This window comes from Salinarchaeum chitinilyticum (assembly GCF_055390775.1).
Genome location: NZ_AP043888.1, coordinates 1,142,294 through 1,159,413, shown reverse-complemented (window position 1 = coordinate 1,159,413; position 17,120 = coordinate 1,142,294). Strand labels below are relative to the sequence as shown.

General features: G+C 60.2%; 12 protein-coding genes. 3 read left to right on the top strand and 9 right to left on the bottom strand.

Annotation, left to right across the window (positions count from 1 at the left end; genetic code table 11):
- Position 1: 1 nt before the first annotated feature.
- From ACZ5KP_RS05800 to ACZ5KP_RS05790, 3 genes are all read right to left on the bottom strand, one after another.
- Positions 2–469 (bottom strand): hypothetical protein, encoded by a 468-nt coding sequence (locus ACZ5KP_RS05800; protein ID WP_460920854.1) that lies wholly within the window; start codon positions 467–469, stop codon positions 2–4.
- Positions 466–687, bottom strand: coding sequence for a hypothetical protein (locus ACZ5KP_RS05795; protein ID WP_464761886.1), 222 nt, complete (start codon positions 685–687; stop codon positions 466–468). The genes ACZ5KP_RS05800 and ACZ5KP_RS05795 overlap by 4 nt, the downstream gene beginning before the upstream one ends.
- A 234-nt stretch (positions 688–921) precedes the next feature.
- Positions 922–1,950: a DUF7961 domain-containing protein gene (locus ACZ5KP_RS05790; protein WP_460920852.1), complete on the bottom strand. Its 1,029-nt coding sequence runs from the start codon at positions 1,948–1,950 to the stop codon at positions 922–924.
- 180 nt (positions 1,951–2,130) lie between these two features.
- On the opposite strand from ACZ5KP_RS05790, the gene ACZ5KP_RS05785 reads away from it, so the two are divergent.
- Complete coding sequence (locus tag ACZ5KP_RS05785) at positions 2,131–3,201, top strand: tyrosine-type recombinase/integrase (RefSeq protein WP_460920850.1); 1,071 nt, start codon at positions 2,131–2,133, stop codon at positions 3,199–3,201.
- 57 nt (positions 3,202–3,258) lie between these two features.
- Here the strand turns inward: ACZ5KP_RS05785 and ACZ5KP_RS05780 are convergent, their stop codons facing one another.
- From ACZ5KP_RS05780 to ACZ5KP_RS05765, 4 genes are all read right to left on the bottom strand, one after another.
- Entirely contained in the window at positions 3,259–7,032 is a 3,774-nt protein-coding gene (locus tag ACZ5KP_RS05780; RefSeq protein WP_460920848.1) for a UvrD-helicase domain-containing protein, read from the bottom strand.
- Entirely contained in the window at positions 7,032–10,490 is a 3,459-nt protein-coding gene (locus tag ACZ5KP_RS05775; RefSeq protein WP_460920846.1) for a PD-(D/E)XK nuclease family protein, read from the bottom strand. The genes ACZ5KP_RS05780 and ACZ5KP_RS05775 overlap by 1 nt, the downstream gene beginning before the upstream one ends.
- 774 nt (positions 10,491–11,264) lie before the next feature.
- A complete protein-coding gene (locus tag ACZ5KP_RS05770) occupies positions 11,265–13,424 on the bottom strand; it encodes an AAA family ATPase (RefSeq protein WP_460920844.1) in 2,160 nt (719 codons plus the stop codon).
- 25 nt (positions 13,425–13,449) lie between these two features.
- Complete coding sequence (locus ACZ5KP_RS05765) at positions 13,450–13,662, bottom strand: KTSC domain-containing protein (RefSeq protein WP_460920842.1); 213 nt, start codon at positions 13,660–13,662, stop codon at positions 13,450–13,452.
- A gap of 712 nt (positions 13,663–14,374) precedes the next feature.
- Between ACZ5KP_RS05765 and ACZ5KP_RS05760 the strand changes: the two genes are divergently transcribed.
- Positions 14,375–14,611 carry a hypothetical protein gene (locus ACZ5KP_RS05760; protein ID WP_460920840.1) on the top strand — a complete coding sequence of 79 codons (237 nt, stop codon included), beginning with the start codon at positions 14,375–14,377 and terminating at the stop codon, positions 14,609–14,611.
- Between the two features lie 10 nt (positions 14,612–14,621).
- Positions 14,622–15,518 carry a tyrosine-type recombinase/integrase gene (locus tag ACZ5KP_RS05755; RefSeq protein ID WP_460920838.1) on the top strand — a complete coding sequence of 299 codons (897 nt, stop codon included), beginning with the start codon at positions 14,622–14,624 and terminating at the stop codon, positions 15,516–15,518.
- Positions 15,519–15,767: 249 nt separating this feature from the next.
- Here ACZ5KP_RS05755 and ACZ5KP_RS05750 read toward each other — a convergent pair whose 3' ends face one another.
- The gene (locus ACZ5KP_RS05750) at positions 15,768–15,980 is read right to left on the bottom strand and encodes a ribbon-helix-helix domain-containing protein (RefSeq protein ID WP_460920836.1); all 213 of its coding nucleotides are present in this window, start codon (positions 15,978–15,980) and stop codon (positions 15,768–15,770) included.
- A 139-nt stretch (positions 15,981–16,119) separates the two neighbouring features.
- Positions 16,120–17,046: an S-layer glycoprotein N-glycosyltransferase AglJ gene (gene aglJ / locus ACZ5KP_RS05745; RefSeq protein ID WP_460920834.1), complete on the bottom strand. Its 927-nt coding sequence runs from the start codon at positions 17,044–17,046 to the stop codon at positions 16,120–16,122.
- Positions 17,047–17,120: the final 74 nt, after the last annotated feature.

The window sequence follows — 17,120 nt, the reverse complement described above, 5'->3', positions numbered from 1 at the left end:
GCTATCGCCCGATCCGGTACACGAGCATCGCCGGATCGGAAGATAGTATTCCGGATGCCAGTGCATCCACGACTGCATCCGCCCCAGATACAGCGAACGCACAGACCGGTGCCGGGTTCTGATATCCGACGTCCGAAAGCGTCGCTTCAGTATCGGAATCGAGCGAACTAGACCCAACGTCGATCGTCGGCGTCCCGGTGTCTCTGATGGCCTCGACGAAAGTCGGCGTTCGAGCGAGGACGATACCACCCTCCTGGAGGAAGGACATCTCTTCGGAAAGGATCTGCCTCGTTCGACCCGCGAGATTCTCCTCCAGGAGCGGCGACTCGAAATCGCTTGAAGCGAATGGCGAAATGAGTGAATTTTCCACTATGTCGGCGATTTGCTCTTCAGTTGCTTGTGCGGCCTTTCCTCGAAAGAACTCTAGTGAGGTAGATTCGCTGAATGGTACCTCAGCATCCCCGTTCACGAGTCCGCAAATGAAGCTGGAATATGAAGATCGCCTAATCGGGGCTCTGATGGGGATGCACCCAGCGTAGCCTGCGTTTGTGCCTCGAAGAGTTGCGACCCTTCTACCTTCTCGGCCGATGCTTTGGCGACGAGTAAGGAAGGATCGAGAAGCACGTCGATCGGAGGCTGAAGAATGCCCTCCAGTTCGGACCGAAGTTGACCGGTTCCGTCGCTCATATCATTCGATTCCAGTATCGGCGCCGGTAAACACCTAGGGTACGTCGGTATGACACTGTTCAGAGACGGATTGAATGGCAAAACTGACAGATTCCCTTGCTGCTATACGCCAGAAATCAGCCGTTCTACCCCGGCTAGTGGTGCTCTCAAATGAACCATCCTGTACGAAGATTGCTAATCGGAGAACCATCTGATTGATGCGGCCCGATGAATCCCACTCTTCCTCTCGTTCTCTCACCGGGATTCGTCTACGGCGACATATTCGAGCTCCGTGGGATCGTAGGAATACCGCTTTATCCCCTTGTCCTCACAGTGCTCCACCAGGTCGACAGGCCAACCGTTCAACAGATCCGAATCCCCGACGTAGGCCACCGTAACCGCATCCGCAGCACCGTCTCCGCCCTCCACCACGACAGCAGTGTCTGGATCGTCGTGACTGTGCTTGATCACCCGATCTCCCGGGACATACGGGTTCGATGCGAACGCCAGGTTCTCGTGTTTGAACGTCCAGAGCTTGATATCCTGGTCGTCACAGTACGACGCGAGGATCGCGGGATGGTACCCTCGCCAGTCGCCAGGGCCGTCATCGAGTGAACTCGGGTATGCGACTTTCACCGCCTCGCCGTCCATCTCCTGGCCGAACGCCCCGACGTTCTTCTCCGGTGGCATCACTTCGATCACGACCCCGATTGACGGTTCGTCGTCGCCGGCTTTCACGACCCGATCGCCGGGCTCGAAAGGGTTCTCCGGCTTCTGGTTCATGTGCGCGGTGTTGGGGCCGAGATCGAGCAGCTCGTTCATCGGCCGGGCGGCGAGGTGATCGAGTTTCTCGGGTGCCTCGCCGGAGAACGCCGCTTCCGACTCTACTTTCGAGGCGAGGGTCTCGAGGCGCTCCCAGCCGAGCAACATGAGACTGTCTTCGTTGTCCCGATGCCAGACCATCACCACGATGTCGTCGTCCGGATCCTGATCCAGCAGCTCGCCCGGCAAGAATGCAGAGACATCGCGTGACGTCTTCACGTCGATTTCGTAGCCGAAGACCTCGAAGTCGTAGGCGGAGAAGCTCTCGGCGTTACAGCGCCGGATCGCCGCTTCGTTCTTCCACTCCCAAAGATCGACGGGGAGATACTCGCGACAGAACTGCTCGAAGGCGAGTTCGCCGAGGTTCCCGATCCGCTTCACGTCAAGCTCGTCCGCACCCTGAATCACGGCCTGGTGATTGGCGCGTTCGTGATCGATAGCGTCCGGCGTGTACCGATACATCTGCCAGAGAGCAGACGCGGGGAACTTACTATTGTATCGGCTGGCGATGGCCGGCCGCTTCACGAGCAAGGGGCAGCTTCCCAGTCAATAGACTGAGGAGGATTGTGGCCCTCGGAAACAGAGTCTTCTCGAGACGGCGTGCGACAACGAAGTCGGGGGCTCCTCAAAGGGCAAATGGGCATGTCTCAAAACGCCCTCGAACCGATCGAACCGGAGCGAGCGATTGAACTGTACCTCGAGGATCGAAGCGACGAACTCAGGACCGCAACGCAACGCGCGTATCGGTCGGCGCTCGGCATCTTCGAAGAGTGGACAGAGGAATACGGAGTCACGAACCTCAACGATCTCAGTGGTCGTGACCTCGTCGCCTTCAAGAACTGGCGAAAGAAGGAGGCGGACATCTCGACTATCACGCTCAACGCCGCCCTCGCGATTCTCAAGCGGTTCTTCCGCTTCTGTGAGATCATCGAAGCCGTCGAGCCGGACTTTCACGAGCGCGTTCCGTTGCCGAACGTCCCGCCAGACGCGGAGGTCAAAAACGACGTTCCTGAGGACGAGGCCGTCGAAGCGATTCGGTCGCATTACCAGCAATTCGAGTACGCCTCCCGCCGCCACACCTATTTCGAACTGATCGCCGAGGTAGGCGTCAGACTCGGTGCGGTCATTGCGATCGATCTCGGGGACATCCAGTGGGATCGGGAAGCCATACAGCTGCGACACCGGCCCATGGTCGACAACGGAGAGACGCCACTGAAGAATGGGGCCGGTGGAGAGCGAATCGTCAACCTCTCACCATCGTTCACCGGATTACTGGAAGACTACGTCCAGCACAGTCGCCACGACGTCGTCGACGATGCCGGTCGGGAGCCACTATTCACGACAGCAGAAGGCCGGATTTCGACGACTACCGTCCGGAGGGACTTCTACAAACTCACGCGCCCCTGTGAGTACACGGGCGAGTGTCCGCACGATCGCGAAATAAGCGACTGTGAGGCGACAGCTCGTTCCGAAGCGGTGAGTTGCCCGTCGTCCTTCACCACGCATCCGCTTCGAAAGTGGTCGATCATGCAGCAACTGAACGACGGCGTTCCCAAGGAGATCCTGAGCGATCGCGTCGACGTCTCCGTGCCCGTGCTCGACAAACACTATGACCAGCGGAGCCAGGAGCGGAAATCACTGCGGCGGCGGGAAGTCCTCGAGTCGAATCACCGGGAATATCACATGACGGACGGTGGTGAGGTGGACGAGTAGTTCCGTAATAGGCCGCGCGTTTCGGGGACCGGTGAAGGCGGCGCCCCACCGATTCGATTATCGGCCAGGGTGAGGTTCGTCGATAGCCACTTCGATCTCCGCGTTCAGCTCTCCGGCCCAACTTTTGAGTTTCCCAGGAGTCCAGTGGAACCGTTCCGGGTGATCCGAGGCCGTGAAGAGTAACGTCGCCTCTACCTCTCGCTCGGGATCGGCCTGGTGAAGCGCGACCGCGTACGCTCGCATCTGCCAGGCATGGTGCTCCGCCTTCTCCTGAATTCGAGCCCGGTCCTCTACAGCGCTCGTCTTGTAGTCGACGACGTGGAACGCATCGTCCGTGACCACAAGTCGGTCGATGTCTCCGTAGACCTCGCCTGAGTCGAGCGTTGCCCGAACGGGCTTCTCGTCCACCGCGGTCCCCTGGATCCCCTCGACGAACTCGACGGCCGTCCGAAGGTGGTCCTGCAGCTCGGTTATGTCCGCATCCTCGATTCTCACGGTCTCACCGTCGTCCTGGGTCGCGAACTGCTCGGCCATCCGCTGAATCGTCACCTCGTCCTCTGGGGCCACACCGAGCTCGACCGCCTTGTGGACGACGTCGCCAAAGACGTTCCGAGGCATCGACTCTGCCCCATCGCTGCCCTCCGATCGCTCATAATCCGGCGGCGTGTAGCTGACGTAGCGCCCCGTGTGATCCATTGTGATGTCGCCGGGGGCGCCATCCTCGATCAACGAGCCGAGGTACGAAGCCGGAATCGAGTACTCCGGATCCGCCTCCGACGTTTCGACGTCCAGAGTTAGCTCCGGTGACTCCTCCGATCCAGATTGCTGTAGTTCGGTTCCCTCCCGGGGGAGCCGGACCGTCGCTTGCTCCGTCGCGTTCCAAAGCGTCGTCGCCTCCCCGTCCGCCGCAAGCTCTGCGACAGTCTCGTCATCGAGCAGCACCGGCCCGATAAGATCGTGCCAGTTCGAGGGGTCCGCTTCATCACCAGTGTCGAGTGACTCGATCCCATCGCCGTCACACTCAACCGTCCCGACCAGACCCAGGTGATCCCGAGCCCGCGTCATCGCGACGTAGAGGATCCGCTTCTCCTCGGCGACCGCCTCGCGCTTGCGCTGGAACTCCAGGCGCCGCTTGAGAGTCGTATTCGCTTCCTCGAACGCGTCACCAACCGAGAGCCCCTTGATCCCCAGCAGCGGCGTCCGCTCGCCCGTTACAGGATCCTCGACCGTCTCGAACTCCGCGATGCCCTCGCCATAGCCAGTTTTGAGATTGAAATCCTTTGAGATCCCAGGTACGAACACCGCCGGGAACTCTCGGCCCTTCGCATCGTGGATCGTCATGATCCGGACGCCGTCGGCGTCCTCCGGCACCGTCGCCTCCCCCTCCCGCGTCGAGAGCTCCACCTCCCGCTCGATCCGATCGACGAGTGCCGGCAGCGTCTGCAAGCCGTCTTCGCTCCAGCCACGAAGCCGCGAGCGGAACTTTTCAACGTTCGCGACGGCCTGCTGACCACGCTCGCCGACGGCCAAGCTTGCGAGGAAGCCGGTGTCCTCGATGATCCGGCCGAGCAGGGAGTCCCACGTCTCGACGACGGTCGTCGGGCCGTCGGCTCCAGCCAGCCCCCGCCAGCGCTCGATGCACTCGCGAGCCGCGGAAAGCCCCTCGTGATCGGTCCGCTCCAGCGCAGCCCAGAGCTCCCCGCTGCCGACCTCATTCCGGTCTACGTCCTCCCAGAGCCCGACGACTGTCGGATCGTCGAAGCCGAACAAAGGCGACCGCAGCACACCGAACAGCGCGAGATCGTCGTCCGGGTCCTGGAGGACGCTGAAGAGATTCCGGAGCGCTACGATCTCGGGGCTGTCGTAGAAGCCAATGCCCGAGGCGACGGTGTAGGGCACGTTCAGCGACGCGAGGGCTCGCTCGTACGTCTCGAGGTGCGTCCGCTTGCGGAGCAAGATCGCGACGTCCGAGGGCTCGAGATTCGTCGGGCGCTCCTTCGGCCCGTCGTCCGCCTCGTTCCCTTCAACTTGCTCGTAACGCTGGGTATCCCCGTCGAGGAGCGACGCGATCTCCCCAGCCAGCGCCCGTGCGTCGAGTTCGATGGAATCGTTTGGAAGATCCTGGAGTGGATGCTCCGCATCGAGCACCGCTTCTCTCACTTCTTCCTCCTCGGGTACCGCCACGAACGTCGTCTCGGTGCCGACACCCTCGAGATCCGTTCGGTCGGGCTGCAACGCCTGGGGGTCGGGCTCGAACTCTGTCGCACCTCCGTCGATCCCCGGCGGTGCGTCCTGGTGGACCTCGGGGACGCTCCCAAACACCTCATCGAAGAGCCCGTTGATCGGCTCGATGACCGACGGAAGCGACCGGAAGTTCACCGACAGATCCTGCTCGCCAGCGTTCTCATACACCGAGTCCAGCGGGGGCGTTCCGGCCCGCTCGTTCGCCCCGGCGAGCCGCCCCCGCTCGGCTCGATACTGCGTGACGTCGGCACCCCTGAAACGGAAGATGCTCTGCTTCTCGTCACCGACGACGAAGACGTTCAGCCGATCGTACTCGTCGTCGAGCGAGGTCAGCAGCTCGACGAGCTCCCACTGCCGGGGGTCGGTGTCCTGAACCTCGTCGAGCATGAGGTGGTCGAACGTCTCGCGGAGGTTCTCTCGAACGTCCGGAGACGTCCGTAACAGCTCGATAGCACCGTCGATGAGGTCGGCGAAGTCCAGGACGTTCTCCCGGCGCTTGCGCTCCTCGTAGGCGTCGTGCAGGTCCTGAAAGAGCGAGGCCAGCGTGACGTAGTACTCGCCAGCGTTCCGGTCGACGCCGAGCCGATCCGGGATCGCCCACTCCTCGACTGGTAGTGCGTCGACGAGCTCCGTCGTGGCCGATTCGTAGCGGTTCCCGTTCGCGTCGGCCCAATCGCCGTGTCGATCGTAGGCCCAGCTGTCCCAGTCGCCGATGTACGGCGTGCCGTCCGCTGTGAGCGCCTCACAGATCGCTGCAGCGGCGTCGTGAATCTCCACGTCGTCCAAGGCATCCACAGGGAGCCCGGGGCGCTCGCCACCTCCATACGTCTCGACGGCCTCCGCGACGTTCCTCGCGATGCCGATGCGGTTTTGTCCGGCATCCTCCTCGGCGGCCACCTGCTGCAGGTCGCCGAGCGCGTTCTGGACCGACGTTCGGCCCAACCGATCCCGCGCATCGTCGGGATCGATTGGCGAGTATCGCTCCTGGACGAACTCGAGATACGCCTCGGCATCGCGGTCCGCCCACTCGTCGGCCCACTGGCGGGCGTCGTGGTGCTCGGCCAGCAGATCGCCGAGCAGCTTCTCGAGTCGGTCCCGGTAGTAAAGCTCCGTGAGGCGCTCGATGCGGGGATCCTCGAGGTTCTCCTCGACGAACCGCTCGACGGTCTCGAGCTGATGGCCCCTGGCGGCCGTCTCCTCGATCACGTCGAAGCCAACGGGCACGTCGGCCTCCAGGGCGTACTCCCGGAGCAGCCGCGAGCAGAAGCCGTGGATCGTGTGGACGTAGGCCTCCGGGAGGGCGTCGTGGTACTCCCGCCACCGATCGTAGTCGTCGCCGTCGAGGCCAGAGAGCCGGTCGCTCACCGACGACCGCACTCGCTCCTCGAGTTCCGTTGCGCCGCTTTCGGTGAAGGTGATCGCGGCGATAGAGTGGGGGTCGGCGTCGGTCTGCTCTAGATGCTTCAGATACCGCATGGCGAACGTCGTCGTCTTGCCGCTGCCGGCGCCCGCCGTAACGGCGTAGTTCCGATCGTGGGCGAGCGCCGCGAGCTGCTGGGGATCCTCCAAGTCCTCGAAGTCCACCATCAGTCACCACCTCCGGCTCGGTAGGCGTCCAGATCGAGTTCCGCGTCACGTGCTCGCTCGGAGACGTAGTGCTCGCCGTCGTCGATTTCGTCGAGTCGATCCTGTCGAAGGTGATGGCGCACGTCGCAGGAATTCCGGAAGGTGCAGTCCTCGCAATCGGCGTGATCCTCACTCAGCAGCGAGGTGTGGAAAGCGCCGTCGTCGATGGCCGACGCGATCCGACCGAGCCGCGCTGAGGTTACATTCCGGACGAACCGTCGGTGCTGCTCGACGTCGTCGAAGGGGAGCCGCCAGGTCTGCCCTGTCGGTGTAACGAGCGGAAGCCCGTCGTCGGACCCGACGGCAGCGCGCGACGTTACCTGTCCGGCGGTCGGATCGACGTCGGTCGGTGATTTGAGGCCGTAGTAGGATCCGCCGATGGCCTCGTGGGGGACTCCCGTCGCCTCTTCGAGAATCTCCTCGAGGGCGAGGCCGTAAAGGGGCAGCTGGAGCTTCGTCCCGTCGGTGACGTCGGCCCTGGCCGGCGTGTTTCCGGTCTTGTAGTCGCGAACGTAGATTCCACGGACACCGTCGGGGAGATGGGGCGACGCTCCGTCGGGAACGACGTCGATCCGGTCGGCGATCCCCGACACGTCGACGGGCCCATCGGGCGTGTCGACGGTCACCGGCTCCTCGGCGAGTAGCTCGACGTCGTCGAGGTAGTCGATGCCGATCGCCCCCTCGAAATAGGTCGGTCGAGCATGGGCACCGTCGGCCGCCTCGAGTTCGGCATCGAGGAAGCGGACGAAGAGCCCATCCGCGCCGTCGTGAGATGGGCCGTAATAGGGGTTCTCCGACGGAGAGCCCAGACCGGCAAGGATCCGGGTCACGGTCCGCCGGGCGAAGGGCGTCTCGATCGAGCCCAATTCGTCGACGCGGGCCAGCGATTTCGAGAGTAGCTCCGACTCGAGGTGCTCTCGATCAAACTCGGAGAGGGCGACCGGAGAATGGGTTTCTTCGCGGAGATCGCGATAGAAGTCCGCGAGCACCTCGTGGATGAAGATTCCTCGGTCGGCCCGACTGACGTCGTTCTCCTCGCCGTAGTCCTCGTCGAATCCCAGGACGTTGTTGGCGAGATACAGGAACGGACAGCGGGCGTAGTTCTCCAACGCACTCGGGCTGTAGGGCTCCCGTCGCCAACTCGGGTAGATCTCCCCGAGCAGATCCCCGATGTGACCGTCGTGAGCCGTGTGATGGGGCTGGGCCCGTCGCCAGGCCGTCGTGAGGCCCATCTCTGCGAATGTCCGCCCGTCGTCTCTGAGCCCGTCGGCATCGTTGAGGGCCGCGACGGGCTCGTCCACGGAGTCAAACTGCTGGGGGCCGGCCCAGTCCGCGTATCGCCGCTGAATGTCTTCGCTCGTCACCGTCGGTGTGACCGACGGGGTTCCGTCGGGCGCCCCGTCGGGATCGCCGTCGGTTGGCCCGTCGACGTACCGTCGGAGTTCGGTGACGACGGGCGCCGGGACGTGCTCGACCCCATCGACGGAGTGCCGTGGGGTGGATAGCACCACATCTCCGGAGCCGGTGAGTAGCGTGCCAAGGATGTACCGGGCCCGGCGGCCGGTATGGGCCCGGCTGAACTCCTCGTCGGCGTCGTTGACGGCGCCGAAGAAGGCCATCGTGTCCTGCTCCGTCGGGAAATATCCCGACGTCAGCCCGAGCACGAAGGTGTGCTCGAAGGATGCCATCTCTGCCTCTGCCATCGGGAGCACCCGAACGTAGCCGTCGCGCTGGCTCGGCCCCCCGACCAACTCGGCGCGTAACGCCCGTCGGACCCGACCGACAGGCTCCTCGTCGGTGACGTGAGGAGCAACGTCCTCCAGAGAGTCGAGCACCCCTTCGACCGACTCCCAGGCCGAGCGCTCGTACGCTGGCCGATGGGAGCCCGTCGCCCTCGACGGCATGCCGTGCTCCTCGACGGCCTCGCCGACGGTGAGGTCTTCCAAGAGGTCCCCGAGCTCCTTCACGTAGCCCGCCAGGGAAGCGCCATCGGGATCCACCCGGTCGAGGAGGTCTTCGATCCCGACGGCCGTCGTCGTGGCCCCGTCGTCCTTGAGCGCGTCGAGCAGGGCCTCGATCGAGTCCCCGTCAGCCGACTCCCTCGCCCGACGGACCGCGGCCGGGTCGACGCCGAACGCCTCCAGCGAGACGAGTGCGTTCGAACAGAGCGATCTGAGTGGAGTTACGCCGGATTCCCCGTCGGCGAGATCCAGGAGCCCCTCGACAGCGTCACCGACGAGGGTCTGCTCGATCCCGATGTCGTTCGTGAACGTGAACGGGACGTCGTAGCCCCCGAGCGTCTCGGCGAGGATCCCCCGGTACGTCGTCCGGTCAGTGACGACGACGCCGACGTCGGACGGGTCGACGTCGTTCCGGGCGAGCAACCCGCGAATCCGACGGGCGACCGTCCGTACTTCCTCGCGCTCCGTCGGCGGTTCGAGCCACTCGATGCCGACCTCCGACGGGGCGTACGACCGCGGATCGCGGGAGGCGACGTGTAGGCTCCGCACGGCGTCCAGCCGACGGTCGTCAACCGACTCGGGAGCCTCGTAATCGAGCTGAAAGCCGATGGCTTGGTAGACCGTGAGCTCCTGCTGGACGCCGAAGTCGAGTCCATTTCCACCCATCGAGTCGTGGACCAGCGACAGGACCGCGACCGTCGGGATGTTCCGACCAATTCGGGCGATGGTCTCCCGTTCGGCTGGGGCGAGTCGGGTCAGTCCATCGAGGACGACGGCGTCGACGGAAGCCGGGACGGCGTCGAGCAATTGATCGCCGTCGAGTAACGCCAGATACTGCTCGGAATTGACCGTCTTCCAGTCGGGATGAAGCTCCTCGCGGAGCGATTGATATTCGGCATACAGCTCGGGGATAATAACGGCCTGGGATTCGAGCGATCCGTCGCTGTCAGTGATCTCCGTCGAGCGAAAGGAGGCGAAAAGGTCGGGATCCAGGGCATCGTCCCCGGTGGCGCCGGCCGACCGGAGCGCATGTTCCATTTCGTCCGGGGTGGCGTACCCGGCGTACTCGAGGAGCGAAAAGAGCCCCTGGACCTGGTCGACGAGGTCGTTGGAGGGCTGCTCGATGGCGCCAAAGGGCCCATCGTCGCTATCGAATCGCTCGATTGCGGCTTCAACAAGGCGAAGTCGCTCGGGCTTGCTGAGCGTCGTGTCTGCCAGCGACCCCGTTGCTCGCTCGTAGCAATCGCTGACGAATCGGTCGAGCGTCGTCGCGGTAAAGCGGAGCGGATTGCGGTCCTCGGCCCACCGTCGTTCGAGCTCCTTGGCCCGGTCGGTACTCTGGGTGAGGCAGAGGACAGCGTCGGGCGCGTCGTCGGCCTCCGCGTCGGCCCAGTGGAAGGCCCGCCGGGTGGCGGTGTCGGGGTCCGGGCCCGCGAGGAGGGAGGCGGCCTCGGTCACGATATGGTTACGTCGAGCCACCCATATGAATCTGCTTGGCACTGAGTGTTCCTCAGATACTCAAGTTCGAGTTGGCAAAGAATGGGATCTACCTCCTAACATCGATTCTTCATAAAACGGAGACGACTGCCGCGTCCCGCTCAAGCCGCTCCCGAACCTGTGGACCCCGGTACTCGGCCCCGGGTGGCCTCGTCCTGCGATTGGCGACCGGTCTTCCCGGCCCAGACTCCATTGAGCGTGACCTTTGGAAGCCCGACGACGCCGAACGTGACCGCGTAACGGTACAGGGGCGTTCGAAGTCGACGCCAGGAAACGGCAACCGTCGGTCGACCCCGTCGGGAAATTCGGCCGTTGCGGTAGTAGATTCGGACATAACAGCTTGTAACTGTCAGATTTAGTCGTTTAGAGGGGTTTTCGCGTCGCCATCTTTATCGGCCGTAACAGACCGTAACGTCGAGTTTCCAGACAAATCTTGGTCTGGGGGCTCGAGAATCCTATTCTGTGGGCGTATTGCCCGACGACATCGTCCATCCGAGATCACTCGAAGAGCAGCGTAGGCAGATGTCTATTTAAACTCTCTAAGCCCAACCGGGACTATGCCCAATTAGCGTAGCCGCACTGACTCGGGTGAACGACCGTTTCTTTCGGGTCACCGGTGGTCTATTTGGCTAGAAATACAACTCGGCTCGTGAAGTGGGAGATGGTTGGTTGTACACTTCACATTTCCCGCTTCATCTCCTAGTATGTACGGTATTTAGCCGCTCTTGCTAGCGTCTAAACACGCACGAATACTTTCTCCAAGAAGGTCTCTACGTCTGTTTTCTCTCTATCAGGGAGGTCTGTAAAGTGTTCTCTCAGATCTTCAGTGTTGTAATCTTTAACTGAAAACTCCAATGCGGCTTCAGTTTTGTTGCTCACATCTACGTCGGGGTAGTAGTCCTCGATCTCTCCGTCGAGGACAAGAACATCATCTTCGAGTATACGAGTCCGCAGATCTAGTCTTTCAGCATTTATTCGCTCATGATCACTCGTTATAGCCTCTCTCCATGCGTCATTTGATTTCTTATTGATAAGTTTCTTCAGGCTATCAATATGTTTTTGCTCGACATCCTCGCCTTCTTCGAGCCTTCGTTTCAACTCTTTGTAGCTCTCAAATGTCTTCTCCCATGTCGCGTTCAAGATTTTACTGTCGATATCACTACTATTCCAACTATGTTCTACTTCGCCATCATTTACAAGAGAGTCAGCTGTGTCTTTCAATTCTTCAATGTCATCATGAGGGAACCCCTCCTCTACCAAACTGTGGGCAGTGCTCCTCAGAGATCCAATATCAGCCATTACAAACACATCAAGACCCAAATCATCTAAGAAATCCTTGAATAGCGGGAGGTCACCTTTCCCTCCAACAGCAAGAACCGGAATACCTTGACTCTCAAACTCCCAGCTATCATCAAGAGATGAGGATAACTTCCTCAGTATAATTTCGTCAGACTTGCCCTCCACCAATACAACCCTCTCAGAGAAGATATACGAAGACACCTTCTGTAAATCCATCAAGCGCGACTGCTCACCTGGATCCCGGTCCTCTAATACCGTATGAAACTGCGTGACTTCCGTCCCCGAGTGGTCGCGAACGATATTAATTGTATCAATCACTTCATTCTGAACCATTACCGGCGAATGAGTGTTGAATATTATCTGAGCCTCACCATCGGCGAGGCTTCTGAAAACTCTGAGCAAATTCTTTTGCAAATTTGGATGGAGAAATAGTTCCGCCTCTTCGTAAAGGATCAAGAGAGGCTGGCTCTGTTCATCTTCCTCATCCCCATTGCTGACAGTGAGCGACCCATCCCTAAGATCCGCAATAGTACGAAGCATACTGAATACAAGAACTCGACGCACACCTTCACCAACATTCTCATGAGAAAGAGTATCTCCAAGCTGGTCATCCTCAATACGGATACCAACGTCCCGGAACAATCTCCGACTCTTAACCTGCGGAAAATCTAATTCTACAGAATAATCTCTGAACGCCTCCTTCAGATAACCACTTATCCGAGTCTCAAACGATTCCGAGCTAGTATCTAACTGGTCATAAACGCCGCCCAGTTGCTCCTCAATCTTCTCCTCAATATCCTCCTCAAGTTCGCTGTATAACGCATCGGTCATTTCTCCCAGCTCACCAGAGGCCTGGGTGGCGTCTTCTACTTCCTTGATGGCAGGAATCTTGACCACATCTGGGAGGATGTTGTCTCGGACCACAGTCTTCGCACCGGAAGGAAAATTTGTAGGCCTCGGTTCTAGCTCCAAACCTTCTGGCCGGGAGTCAATGTAACGCTCGTATCCGTCCTTCCATGCCCCCTTCTGCTTTAGACTGTCATCATCGACCTGCTCTGCGACCTCAGGGTATTCATCCTGCATTGCATCCCGGTAATCTGTATTAGTAAACTCGTCTTCTTCATTTGTTCTTTCCCACTGATTGTCCCGGGTTTCTAGAAAAGTATCCTCGCTAAACTGATCGTCAACAGGTCTAAGCTGGATTACTTGGGATAGGGAGTTCCCGTCTCCCTCATCGTTATTTGGCTCGGTGATGCGGCAGATTCCGAGGTGGTTCTCCAAGCCTTTCTCGTTTAGAAGCAGTTCCCTGACTTGCCCTCGTTTTTGCTCATCTTCTATCCTTTTTAGATCTTCTTCGGAAATTTTGAAATAACCGCGTACTTCAACGGTGAGAGAGGTATCCTTGTTCCAGTAGAGTTCTTCGTCCTTCTCTTTATCCTCTTCTCCAAGCAGGTATTTGATCGCGGAGATGATGTTGGTCTTCCCGACGTTGTTCTTACCTACGAGACAGTCAAGGCCCTCAAATGTGATTTCATCTTCTCCCCACTGATCCTTGATAGAACGATGGTTTTGGACTTCTAGCTTCTCAAGGTTCATCTATGAATTCTCATCTGAATTTGTTTTACCTGATTTGGTCGTAGCGGAAGTTGTCCTTGACTTGACTATGGAAGTACGAACCGTGGGAAGAGGCGTTCATTAGCCCCTCATAAATTCTAGGCGGGACATCAAAGTACTGGTAGACTCCGCCGCTGTTGAACTCGACCTCCAGAATTTGATTGTCTTGGTCGTATCCTACGCTGTCCAGGTCGCTTGAAGACACAGGGGTTCGGTTCATGTTCCCAAATTCAGAAGGAAATGCCATAATTCTACCCCTTATAATAACCAAGTATTAACCCTATAGTTGCAAAGAGGGCGTGCTTCACCGGCAAAATTCTATGGCCATAGAGCGGGTATCAGCACCCGCGGTAGTCCCACCCTTGATAACGTCTAAATCCGACTAGTCTGAAAATCTATCAGCTCTTATTGCTCGGCAGTCGAATACTAGTCCGTTTTTTGAGCGGTCGGTGGACGCGATTGTAGCTCAATCACAACAGCCAACTATATCGTAAGGGGTCTAGCTGTCTCAGCAGATTCATAGGGGCCGAACGGCCGAATTCCCCATTTAATTAGCCATCTAAAGGCGAATTCGGTGGAATTGGGGATTTGCTGAAAATTTTCACCTAGCAATATGCGCCCGAGATCACCCAGCGTAATTTTCGACAGCTATGCCTGAGAACGCATCATTATTCCATTCAATACAAGGCCGCTCCAAAGGCCGAATTCCCCATTATCGCCTTTACTCCATTCTGCACATCTGGGTGCTCAAAATGGACCGAAGCTGATCGGATGACTTGCGATCGCCATTGTGCATATTCCAAATGAAGGCGCTGAAGGCGACAGAATACTACAATTGAATTCCAAAATGCGCACTACCCCATTATCCATCCAGGCCAAACCCCAATTCCCGCCTTTTTATTTAAGGCTGAAACTTCTGGCAGTGACTGACGATGGGCGAGGAATCAACGGCCTACGCAACGCGGGTTTCCCGCGAGCGAGCCAGGGCGATCGAAGCAGCACGCGAACAGATAGGAGCTACGCAATCGGAGTTCGTCGAAGGGGCACTCCGCTTCTACATGGAAAAGAACCCGGATGGCATCCCCGCGTTGCGCGCAGAGTCCGAGAACAACCGTTCGATCAAAGGGACCGACCCCTATGATCCAACGCAGGAGAACTTCCGCGACTGAGAGGATGACGATGAACACACTCGATCCGATTTCACCGCAAGAAGCCCTCGATTGGTACCTCGAGCACCGGGAAGACGACCTTCGGACCGCGACGCTCAGAAAGTACGAGTCGGCGCTGAGCATCTTCGTCGACTGGACCGACGAAGCCGGCACCGACGACATGAACGACGTGAAGGGCCGGCAGCTCATGCAGTTCAAGACCTGGCGGAAGCAGGAGGCCGGTCTGGCGACGGTGTCTCTCAACGGGAACCTCGCGATCCTGCAGCGCTTTCTCCGCTTCTGTGAGAACATCGACGCGGTGCCCGAGGGGCTCGCCGAGCGCGTGCCCATGCCCAACGTGCCCGAGGCGGAAGAGGTCAACTACGAGGTGCCCTCCGACGAGGAGGTCGAAGGGATCAAATCCTACTCCCGACAGTTCGATCGAGCCTCCAGGAGGCACCTCGAGTTCGAGCTCATCGCGGAGGTCGGGATGCGGCTGGGCGCCGTTCGGGGCATGGACTTAGAGGACTTCGATCCAGAGGAGAAGACGATCTACATTCGCGATCGGCCGGAGGGGCCCGACGAGTATGGAACGCCGCTCAAGAACGACGCCAAGGGCGAGCGGATCGTCAACATCTCGCCGGAACTGCGTAATCTCATCGTCGACTACATCGACCATCGTCGGAACGACGTGACGGATCGGTACGGCCGAGAGCCCCTCATGGCGACCTCCAAGAGACGGCCGACGACTGCGGCCATCCGACGCGACTTCTACAAGATGAGCCGGCCATGTGTCTCCGAGAACGACTGTCCCCGACCGGACGATCGAAGGCTGCGATGCGGCGAACAACGCAGAGGATGCCGATTGCCCCTCACGATTCAGCACGCATCCACTCCGGAAATGGGCCATCATGAACCAATTCAATGAGGGCATCCGAAAGGAACGGCTGAGCGATCGCGTGGACGTATCGGTGCCCGTGCTCGAGAAACCTACGACCCGCGAATCGAGGAACGAAAGTCCGAGCAGCGACGGGAGGCGCTCGCCGAACACTTGCCGCGGTTCGACACCAACAGTTGACGCTCACGGGCCACCGCAACTAGAACCAGTTCGACAGAAGCGGTGGTGGGCAACCGGACTGCTGGCCGGTGGATCATTCCGCTCTGTTTTCTCGCCCGCTCAGTCCTCGAGATACCCCAGATCCTGCAGCTGCTCGGCGATCTCGGCGAACTCGGCCTCGGTCAGCTCGCCGCGTTGCTCGTGCTGGATGACGATCGAGCGCAGCAGGAAGCGGACGAGGTCGCTCGTCGAGGAGAAGCTCGTCCCCTCGATCGTCTCCTCCACCCGGTCGGCGAGGTCCTGCGGGATCGAGACGGTGGTGTAGTCGGTCATACCCACGTCTCCGACGGTCGGCCTCAAGTGAGTTGTGCGTCGTGCCGGCGAAGCACCCCGCCCGCGGAGTGACCGCTCGTCCCTGGTGTGCCCGTCGCCGACGTTTCGTTCGAGCACAGGACGCCCGGCGCGCTGCTGATCAGTCCTCGTCGTCGATGCGGCGTTCGAGCCGCTCGATCCGCCGGCGCTGGTCGCGATGGAGCGCGACGATCATGTCCGAGAGGAACCCGATCATGAACAGTTGGACGCCGACGAGGATGCCCGCGGCGGCGACGATCGCGAGGATCTCGTGGGGAATGTCGTTGACGAACCAGTCGTAGCCCACGTACCCCGCGATGGCGAGTCCGGCGAGCAGCGACAGCGCGCCGAGGCTGCCGAAGTAGAAGAGGGGGTTGTTCGTCTTGGCGAGCCGGTAGAGCGTGACGATGATCGTGCCGCCGTCCTTGATCGGGTGGAGGTTCGTCTCCGAGCCAGCGGGCCGGGTTTCGTAGGTGATCGGCACCTCCATCGAGTCGATGCCGTGACGGACGCACTCGACGCACATCTCGGTCTCGATGCCAAAGCCCTCCGCGGTGAGGTTCATCCGGTCCAGCGAGTCCATCGACATCGCACGGTATCCCGAGAGGATGTCGTGGTGGTCTCGGCGGTGGATCGCCCGGTAGGCCCAGTTGATGATGCGGTTGCCGACGCGATTCAGTCGCGGCATCGCGCCCGAGCGGATGTCGGCGAAGCGGTTGCCGACGACGTGATCGGCTTCGCCGGAGCGCAGCGGCTCGAGCAGTGCGTCGGCGTCGTCGGGCAGGTAGGTGCCGTCGCCGTCGAGGACGAGGACGTACTCGGTCTCGACGGCCTCGAACCCCTGCATCATCGCCTGGCCCTTCCCGGTGCCCGTCTGCTGGATCACCTCGGCGCCGGCGTCCTCGGCGATCTCCTGCGTGCCGTCCGTCGAGCCGCCGTCGATCACGAGGACGGTCTCGTAGCCCCGATCGACGAACCCCGAGACCACGTCGCCGATCGTGGCGGCCTCGTCGAGCGTCGGGATCAGCACCGTCACGTCCTCGTTCATTGGCCGGGAATGCACGGCGGTCCCGTAAATGGGTTACTACTGTGTAGCTCGCGTGGCGGAAGGAAACGGGTTTG